The organism is Micromonospora sp. AMSO12t, assembly GCF_008806585.1.
GTDB lineage: Bacteria > Actinomycetota > Actinomycetes > Mycobacteriales > Micromonosporaceae > Micromonospora > Micromonospora reichwaldensis.
On record NZ_WAAS01000270.1, the window covers coordinates 1 to 8,341 of the forward strand.

The window sequence follows — 8,341 nt, forward strand, 5'->3', positions numbered from 1 at the left end:
GCCGCCGGCCCGCCCGTCACCCGGCAGCCGGCCGCCCGGCGTCGGTCCCGCCGGGACGGCCACCGCCCCGTCGCCGCCCGGGGCGCCGGCACCGTCCCCGGCGGGCGGGGCGATCTCGGGACGGCCCGCCTCCAGCACCCGGCGCAGGTCCGCGAGCAGGCCGAGCCGCTCGGCGGAGTTGTGGTCGGACTCGGCCGCGTAGACCGCCACGGTGTCGTTGCGGTGCTTGGCGTCGTACATCGCCACGTCGGCGTGGCGCATCAGGGTCGCGAAGTCCTCGCCGTGCTCCGGGAAGAGCGCGACGCCGATCGAGCCGCCCACGTCGAGCGGCAACCCGTCCAGCGACACCGGCTCGGCCAGCGCCCGCACCACCCGGCCGGCGAGCTCCCGGGCCTCGTCGACGTCGGCCAGGCCGGTCATCACGATGGCGAACTCGTCCCCGCCCAGCCGGGCGACCATGCCCTCGCCGACCACGTCGGTCAGCCGCGCGCTCACCTCGACCAGCAGCCGGTCCCCCACCGCGTGCCCGAGCGCGTCGTTGACGTTCTTGAACCGGTCGAGGTCGATCAGGAGCAGGGCCAGCCGGGCGGCGGGCTCGCCGCGGGCCGCCCGTTCGGAGTGCACGTGCACCTGCTCGCCGACCTCGGCCAGCAACGCCTTGCGGTTGGGCAGGCCGGTGAGCGGGTCCAGCGAGGCGAGCTGCTGCTGCTCGACGCTGAGCCGTGCCATCCGGTAGACGGCGAACAGCGGCACCAGCACCAGCGGGATCAGCGCCGCGCTGGCCCGCGCCGCCGCGACCAGCACCGGAGCGAGCAGCAGCAACGAGCCGGTGGAGAGCAGCTCGAAGCCCAGCCCCTGCCGCAGGCTGGGCCACCACCGGTCGCCGAAGCGCAGCCGGACGGCCGTGCTGACCAGCGCGTAGTTGACGGCGAACCAGGCCACCGTCGCGCCGCCCACCGCCAGCACGTCCGTGCCGCGCAGCCGGCCGCCGTCGAAGATGCTGCCGGGCCCCAGCCAGGTGACCGCGTACGCGGCGCCCAGCGCTGCCGCGTACTGGGCGGCGTTGAAGGCGGTCCGCCACGGGGCGTGGCCCATCCGCCAGCCGGAGACGACGACGGCCACCGCCTGCACCAGGACCGCCGGACCGAACCCCCAGCCGAGCAGGATGGCGAAGGTGAAGCAGGTGGACGGGAAGACCGCGGAGGTCTGCCGGCGCCCGGGCGGGACGAACGGGCGCGCGTCGCAGCCGACGGCCAGGGCCGCCATCACCCAGAACGCCACCGGCAGTCGCGGCAGTTCGGCCGGGAGGTCGAGCAGCGGGCGTACGCAGAGCACCGCCGCCAGCGCGGCCACCGACCAGACGAAGGCGAAGAACGGGCGTGCCCGGCCAGGCGGAACGGAGTTTCGCGAGTCCGCGGACTCCATCACACCTCCCGAGGGCTCGGTCCACGGGCGTGACCGGTCGCACGCCGTGCCACCAATGAAACGCCCTCCGTGTCTCAATGCCCGGCACGACAGTCGCGAATCGGTCGTAGTCGTAATTAAGTTGGTATCTCGACCGGGCGCCGCCCGCCGTCGCGGCCCGGTCGGTCGCCCCCGTCCTGCCTGCCCCGCCGGGGCGGTGGCCGCCTCCGCCCGGTCGTCACTCCTCGGTGCGGGCGACCTCCCGGGCGGCCTCCGGGCCGGCGTCGAGCAGCACCCGGAAGCCGTCCTCGTCCAGCACCGGCACCTTCAGGCTGGCCGCCTTGTCGGCCTTCGAGCCGGGATTCTCGCCCACCACGACGAAGGACGTCTTCTTGGAGACGGACCCGCTCACCTTGCCGCCCCGGCTCTGGATCGCCTCGGACGCCTGGTCGCGGCTGAACCCGGGCAGCGTGCCGGTCACCACGACCGTGAGCCCCTCCAGGGGACGCGGCCCCTCGTCGACCGCCTCCTCCGCCATCCGTACGCCGGCCTCGCGCCACTTGCGGACCAACTCGCGGTGCCAGTCGACGGCGAACCACTCCCGGATGCTCGCCGCGATCGTCGGCCCGACGCCGTCGACAGAGGAGAGCTCCTCCTCGCCGGCCCGGTCGATCGCCTCGATGGAGCGGAAGTGCCGGGCGAGCGCCTGCGCGGCGGTGGGGCCGACGTGCCGGATGGACAGGCCCACCAGCACCCGCCACAGGTCGCGTTCCCTGGCCACGGCCAGGTTGTCCAGCAGCTTGACGGCGTTGCTGCCGAGCGTGCCGTCCTTGTTGACGAAGAAGGGCGAGCGCGCGAGCTGCTTCTCGTCCAACGAGAACAGGTCGCCCTCGTCGGTGATGACCTCCGCGTCGAGCAGCGCCGCCGCGCCCTTGTGGCCGAGCGCCTCGATGTCGAACACCTTGCGGCCGGCGAGGTGGTAGACCCGCTCGCGCAGCTGACCGGGGCAGGTGCGCGAGTTGGGGCAGCGGATGTCGACGTCCGCCTCCTTCGCCGGGGCGAGCGGCGTGCCGCAGGCCGGGCAGGTGGTCGGCATGACGAACGGCCGGGCGTCGGCGGGACGCAGGTCGACCACCGGGCCGAGCACCTCGGGGATCACGTCGCCGGCCTTGCGCAGCACCACGATGTCGCCGATCAGGACGCCCTTGCGTTCGACCTCCCGGGCGTTGTGCAGGGTGGCGTAGGCGACGGTGGAGCCGGCCACCTTGACCGGTTGGAGGACGGCGCGCGGCGTGACCCGGCCGGTGCGTCCGACCTCGACGTCGATGTCGAGCAGCTTCGTGTTCACCTCCTCCGGCGGATATTTGAAGGCGATCGCCCAGCGCGGCGCCCGGCTGGTCGAGCCGAGCCGACCCTGGATGGAGACCGGGTCGACCTTGACCACCACGCCGTCGATCTCGTGCTCGACGTCGTGCCGGTGCTCGGCGTAGTGGGCGATGTATTCCGCGACACCGGCCAGGTCGGGCACCACCCGCCAGCGGTCACTGGTCGGCAGCCCCCACGCCTTCAACGCCGCGTAGGACTCGGACTGCGTGACCGGCTGGAAGCCACGGCGGGCGCCGATGCCGTGCACCACCAGGCGCAGCGGCCGGGAGGCGGTGACCCGCGGGTCCTTCTGGCGCAGGCTGCCGGCGGCGGCGTTGCGCGGGTTGGCGAACGGCGGCTTGCCCTGCTCGACCAGGCCGGCGTTGAGGTCGGCGAAGGCCGCCACCGGGAAGTAGATCTCGCCCCGGACCTCGACGAACTCGGGCACGTCGCCGAACTCGGCCGACGTGGCGAGCTGGCCCGGCACGTCGCGGATGCTGCGCACGTTGGCGGTGACGTCCTCGCCGGTGCGGCCGTCGCCCCGGGTCGCCGCCCGGACCAGTCGCCCGCGCTCGTAGGTGAGGTTGATGGCGAGCCCGTCGACCTTCAGCTCGCACAGGTAGGGAACCGACCCGCCCGCGTCGCGCTCGACCCGCTCGGCCCAGGCCGCCAGCTCCTCGTCGGCGAAGGCGTTGTCGAGCGAGAGCATCCGCTCGGCGTGGGCGACGGGGGTGAAGTCGGTGGAGAAGGTGCCGCCGACCCGCTGCGTCGGCGACTCGAGGGTGCGTAGCGCCGGGAACTGCTCCTCCAGCGCCTCCAGCTCCCGCAGTTGCCGGTCGAACTCGGCGTCGGGGATGGTCGGCGCGTCCAGCACGTAATAGCGGTACTGGTGCTCCGTCAGCTCCTGGCTGAGCGTGGCGTGCCGTTCCCGGGCGTCGGGGGTCGGTTCGGCGCCGGCCGCCGCCTCCTGTGCCGGAGTGACCTGCTGGGCGATGGTTTCCTCGGACACCGTGCGACCTCCCGTGATTCCGCTACCTCGGCACCGTATCGGTCCGGTGGGACAATCCGCCGGCCACCCGTCGCGCCCGATCGGCGCGGGGGCCCCGGCCGTGCGAGGATCGCCGGACGGCGGGGCCGCGGGGGCGGATCCGCTCCGCCGTCGAACCCGCGGCGTCCGCGCCGCGCCCACTGACCAGGCGGGGGTACGGATGCCGGAATGGCTGCTCTGGGCGGCGGTGATCGTGCTGGCCGTGGCCGCCGGCTGGGCGTGGAACGATCGGCGGCGGGGCGGCCGTGACGCCGCTCCGCGTCCGCCCCGTCGACCGGGCACCCGGCCCGGCCGCCGGAGACCGTCGGGCGGTCCCGGCCGGTCCACCGCGCCGCCCCGACCGCGTACCGCCGAGCGGTCTCCCGCCGGGGCGCCGCGTCCCGGCGAGATCTGGTGGGCCGACGTGCCGTACGCCGACGGCACCGGCTCGAAGGTGCGGCCCTGCCTGGTGCTGCGGACCGACGACGGGGGCGCCGACGTCCTGAAGATCACCAGTCAGGACAAGAGCGCCCGCGACGACCACATCCGCATCCCGACCCGCGAGTGGGACCCCGACGCCGACCACGACAGCTTCGTCGACCTGGCCGAGCCGGCGCACGTCCCGCTCGCCGACTTCTCCCGCCGTGCCGGCGACTGCGACCCCGTCCTGTGGCGTCGCATCCGCCGCCTCCCCCACCTGCCGGGCGCCTGACCCGCACCGAACGGGCGACCGTGCCGGGCGCCTGACCCGCGTTGCAGCGTGGCCGCCGGCGACGGTGGCGGCCCGCCGTCCGGGGCGGCCGCGCCGCCGGTGCCGCCGGCCGGGGAAGCTTCGCGGGTCAGTCCCAGGCGCGGGCCAGGGTGGTGAGCTGGTCGGCGTACTCGATGCGGGCGGCCCACGGGGCGGGCCAGGCCGCCATGCCCAGCGCGGTGCCGACGAAGGCGCCGGCCAGCGCGGCGATCGAGTCGGAGTCGCCGGCGGTGGTGGCGCCCCGGGCCAGCGCCGCCACCGGGTCGTCGGCGTGCCGGATCGCGCAGAACAGGGCCGTGGCCAGCGCCTCCTCGGCGATCCAGCCCTCGCCGGTGTGCCGGCACGGGTCGCCGCCGTCGTCCGGGCCGGCCAGCGCGGCGTCCAGGCGACCGAGGACCGCGAGGCACTCGTCCCAGCCCCGGGCGATGAAGTCCTCCGGCGCGTCCACGCCGGGGCGCTGCCACAGGTCGCCGAGCCAGTCGGCGCGGTAGACCCGCCGCTGGTCGCGGGCCCGGTCGACGAGCAGCCGGGGCAGCTCCGCCAGCGCCGCGCCGTCGCGCAGCAGCCGCACCGCGTACGCGGTCAGCTCGCTGGCCGCGAGGCCGGTCGGGTGGCCGTGGGTCAGCCCCGCCTGGAGCTGGGCCAGCCCGGCGAGGGTGTCGAGGTCGACGTCGACCAGGCCGACCGGGGTGACCCGCATGTTGGCCCCGCAGCCCTTCGAGCCGGCCACCGTCGCCTCCTGCCAGCGCACCCCGCGCTCCAGTTCGGCGCAGGCGCGCAGGCAGGTCATGCCCGGCGCCCGGTTGTTCTCCGGGCTGGCCGCCCAGTCGAGGAAACGCCTCCGCAGCAGCGGCTCGACCGCCTCCGGGGTCGGCGCCGGCGCGTCGTGCAGCGCCCAGCCGACCGCCAGCGCCATCTGCGTGTCGTCGGTCACCAGCACCGGGTCGCCGGCAAGGTCACGCGGGCCGGCCGGCCCGTAGCGGCGAACGATCTCGGCGACGGTCAGGAACTCGGTCGGCTTGCCCAGCGCGTCACCGTAGGCGAGGCCGAAGAGGGAGCCGGCGGCCCGCCGGAGCGAGGTGTCGATCATTCCCGCGATCATGCCGCCCGCCCGCAACCCGCACCACTCGACGCCGTCGCCGGCACCCGCCACCCGGCCGCGAGGGCGTGCCGGACCGCCCGGAGCGTGACGGGCCCGGGTCAGTCGGAGAAGACCAGGCAGAAGGGGTGACCGGCCGGGTCGGCGTAGACCCGGAAGTCGTCGCCCTCGCCGGGCAGCCGCCGCGCGCCGAGCTCCAGCACCCGCTTCTCGGCCACCTCGACGTCCGCCACCTGCACGTCCAGGTGGAACTGCTGGGGGCGCTCCGGGTCGGGCCACGTCGGCGGGCGCAGGTCGGGTGCCTTCTGGAAGGCGAGCCGGTGCCCCGAACCGGCGATCACGACCCAGCCGTCGTCGCTGGCGTCGCCGTCGAGGGGCAGGCCCAGCAGCTCCGCGTAGAAACCGGCCAGGGCCCGGGGGTCGGGGCAGTCGATGACCACGGTGCGCAGTTGTCCGATCATGTCGGCCTTCCTGCCCCGCCCGTACGACGGCAAACGTCAGTCCTCGGCGAGCCGCCGACCGGCGTCCCGGCAGGCGGCGAGCACCGCGCGCGCGTACTGCCCGGTGGCGTTGGCGAGGCCGCAGGCCGGGGTCACCACGACCTGCTCGGCAAGCTGCCGGCGGGGGAACCCGAGGCGGTCCCAGAGCTGGCGTACGCGATCGGCGACCTGCGCCGAGGTCGGCGCGCGACCGGCGGCCGACGGCGTGGTGGGCACGGCGCCGGCCAGCAGCCCGAGCCCCGCGTCGATCGCCTCGCCCAGCGGATCCAGGTCGGTGACGAGGCCGAGGTCGAGGGCCACGCCGACGGCGCCGGTCGAGCGGATCAGCTCCAGCGGCACGTTCGGCGCGCAGCAGTGCACCACGGTCGGCACCCCGGCCGCCTCGACGACCGTACGCAGCAGCGACGCGGCGACGCTCGGATCCACGGCCCGGTACGCGCCGAGCCCGCTCTCGGTGGGCACCCGCCCGGCGAGCACCGTCGGCAGCGACGGCTCGTCGAGCTGGAGCAGCACGGTGGCGCGCGGCAGCCGGCGGGCGACCGCCGCCACGTGCCCGCGCAGCCCCTCGGCGAGCGAGTTGGTGAGGTCCCGGACCGCGCCGGGATCGCGCAGCATCCGGCCGCCGATCGGCAGTTCCAGGGACGCGGCCAGGGTCAACGGGCCGCCGACCTGGATCTTGACCGGCCCCGCGTACTCCTCGGCCTGCTCGGCGAGCTGGTCGAGGTCGCGTTCCATCAGGTCGCGGGCGCGGCGCACGTCCCGTCCCGGGCGCGGCGCGATCCGCCAGCGGGCGGCGTACAGCTCCACCGGCAGCTCGACCAGCAGGCCGGCGGTCCGGCCGATGAGGTCGGCGCCGGGGCCCCGGCCCGGCAGCTCCGGCAGGTGGGGCAGGGCGGGAAGCTCGCCGAGGACGATCCGCTGCGCCTCGGCGATGTCGGTGCCGGGAAGCGAACCGATGCCGGTCGCCGCGCCGGCCGGCCAGGGCCACACCTGATCTGCCACGGCCGAAGACTATCCGGTACGCGGACGCCGGCCGCCCGGGACCGGACGGGGACGCTCTGCCGACGCCCGCGCCGGAGGCACGTTCCCGGTCCCGGTCAGCCGGCGATGGTGGCGGAGCCGAGCACGACGTCGCCGGCCGGGTCCGGCCGGTACGCCACGACGGCCTGGCCGGCGGCCACCCCACGGACGGGGCGACGCAGCTCGGCGCGCAGCCCGTCGGCCGTCAGCTCGACCGTCGCCGGCACCACGTCCCCGTGTGCCCGCAGCTGCACCTCGCACTCCAGCGGCGCGTCGGGGCGCGGGCCGCCCGTCCACACCGGACGCTCGGCGCGCACCCGGGAAACCTCCAGCGCCTCGGCCGGGCCCACGGTCACGGTGTTGGTCTTCGGCGTGATGGAGAGCACGTAGCGGGGCCGGCCGTCCGGCGCCGGACGGTCCAGGTGCAGGCCACGCCGCTGCCCGACCGTGTACGCGTACGCGCCGGTGTGGCTGCCGACCACCGCGCCGGTGGCGGCGTCCACCACCTCGCCGGGCGCCTCGCCGAGCCGCTGGGCGAGGAAGCCGCGGGTGTCCCCGTCGGCGATGAAGCAGATGTCGTGCGAGTCCGGCTTGTCGGCCACCGCCAGCCCCCGCCGCGCGGCCTCCTCGCGGACCTGCGCCTTCGTCGAGTCCCCGAGCGGGAAGATCGACCGGTCCAGCTGCTCGCGGGTGAGCACCGCCAGCACGTACGACTGGTCCTTGGGCAGGTCGACGCTGCGGCGCAGCAGGCCGTCGGCGCCGAGCCGGGCGTGGTGGCCGGTGACCACGGCGTCGAAGCCCAGGGCCACGGCCCGGTCCAGCACCGCGGCAAACTTGATCTTCTCGTTGCAGCGCAGGCAGGGATTGGGCGTACGGCCGGCCGCGTACTCGGCGACGAAGTCGTCGACCACGTCCTCGTGGAACCGGTCGGCCATGTCCCAGACGTAGAACGGGATGCCGATGACGTCGGCGGCCCGCCGGGCGTCCCGGGAGTCCTCCAGCGTGCAGCAGCCGCGCGCGCCGGTGCGATAGGTCTGCGGGTTGCGGGCCAGCGCCAGGTGCACGCCGGTCACGTCGTGTCCCGCCTCGACGGCCCGCGCCGCCGCGACCGCCGAGTCGACCCCGCCCGACATCGCCGCCAACACCCTCACCGGCTCACTCCCTTCGCCCCACCG

At 75.6% G+C, this 8,341-nt stretch carries 7 protein-coding genes; 1 reads left to right on the plus strand and 6 read right to left on the minus strand.

The annotated features are described in order from the left end of the window. Positions 1 to 1,425: GGDEF domain-containing protein (locus F6X68_RS27290; RefSeq protein ID WP_151456948.1), on the minus strand; the 1,425-nt coding region annotated here is incomplete at its 3' end. 217 nt (positions 1,426 to 1,642) lie between these two features. Next, entirely contained in the window at positions 1,643 to 3,778 is a 2,136-nt protein-coding gene (gene ligA, locus F6X68_RS27295) for an NAD-dependent DNA ligase LigA (RefSeq protein WP_151456949.1), read from the minus strand. Positions 3,779 to 3,977: 199 nt separating this feature from the next. Between ligA and F6X68_RS27300 the strand changes: the two genes are divergently transcribed. Further along, positions 3,978 to 4,508: a type II toxin-antitoxin system PemK/MazF family toxin gene (locus tag F6X68_RS27300; RefSeq protein ID WP_151456950.1), complete on the plus strand. Its 531-nt coding sequence runs from the start codon at positions 3,978 to 3,980 to the stop codon at positions 4,506 to 4,508. A gap of 127 nt (positions 4,509 to 4,635) precedes the next feature. Here the strand turns inward: F6X68_RS27300 and F6X68_RS27305 are convergent, their stop codons facing one another. From F6X68_RS27305 to mnmA, 4 genes are all read right to left on the minus strand, one after another. Continuing rightward, positions 4,636 to 5,637, minus strand: a complete 1,002-nt coding sequence (locus F6X68_RS27305; RefSeq protein ID WP_192581557.1) for an ADP-ribosylglycohydrolase family protein — start codon at positions 5,635 to 5,637, stop codon at positions 4,636 to 4,638. A gap of 110 nt (positions 5,638 to 5,747) precedes the next feature. Continuing rightward, a complete protein-coding gene (locus F6X68_RS27310; RefSeq protein ID WP_151456952.1) occupies positions 5,748 to 6,107 on the minus strand; it encodes a VOC family protein in 360 nt (119 codons plus the stop codon). Between the two features lie 36 nt (positions 6,108 to 6,143). Next, the gene (locus F6X68_RS27315) at positions 6,144 to 7,148 is read right to left on the minus strand and encodes a methionine synthase (protein WP_151456953.1); all 1,005 of its coding nucleotides are present in this window, start codon (positions 7,146 to 7,148) and stop codon (positions 6,144 to 6,146) included. A gap of 95 nt (positions 7,149 to 7,243) precedes the next feature. Further along, complete coding sequence (gene mnmA, locus F6X68_RS27320; RefSeq protein ID WP_151456954.1) at positions 7,244 to 8,317, minus strand: tRNA 2-thiouridine(34) synthase MnmA; 1,074 nt, start codon at positions 8,315 to 8,317, stop codon at positions 7,244 to 7,246. Between the last annotated feature and the right edge of the window lie 24 nt (positions 8,318 to 8,341).

Bases quoted from the DNA above. Each gene is read 5' to 3' on its own strand.
- F6X68_RS27300 (WP_151456950.1), top strand. From the start codon at position 3,978: ATGCCGGAATGGCTGCTCTGGGCGGCGGTGATCGTGCTGGCCGTGGCC.
- F6X68_RS27305 (WP_192581557.1), bottom strand. From the start codon at position 5,637: ATGATCGACACCTCGCTCCGGCGGGCCGCCGGCTCCCTCTTCGGCCTC.
- F6X68_RS27310 (WP_151456952.1), bottom strand. From the start codon at position 6,107: ATGATCGGACAACTGCGCACCGTGGTCATCGACTGCCCCGACCCCCGG.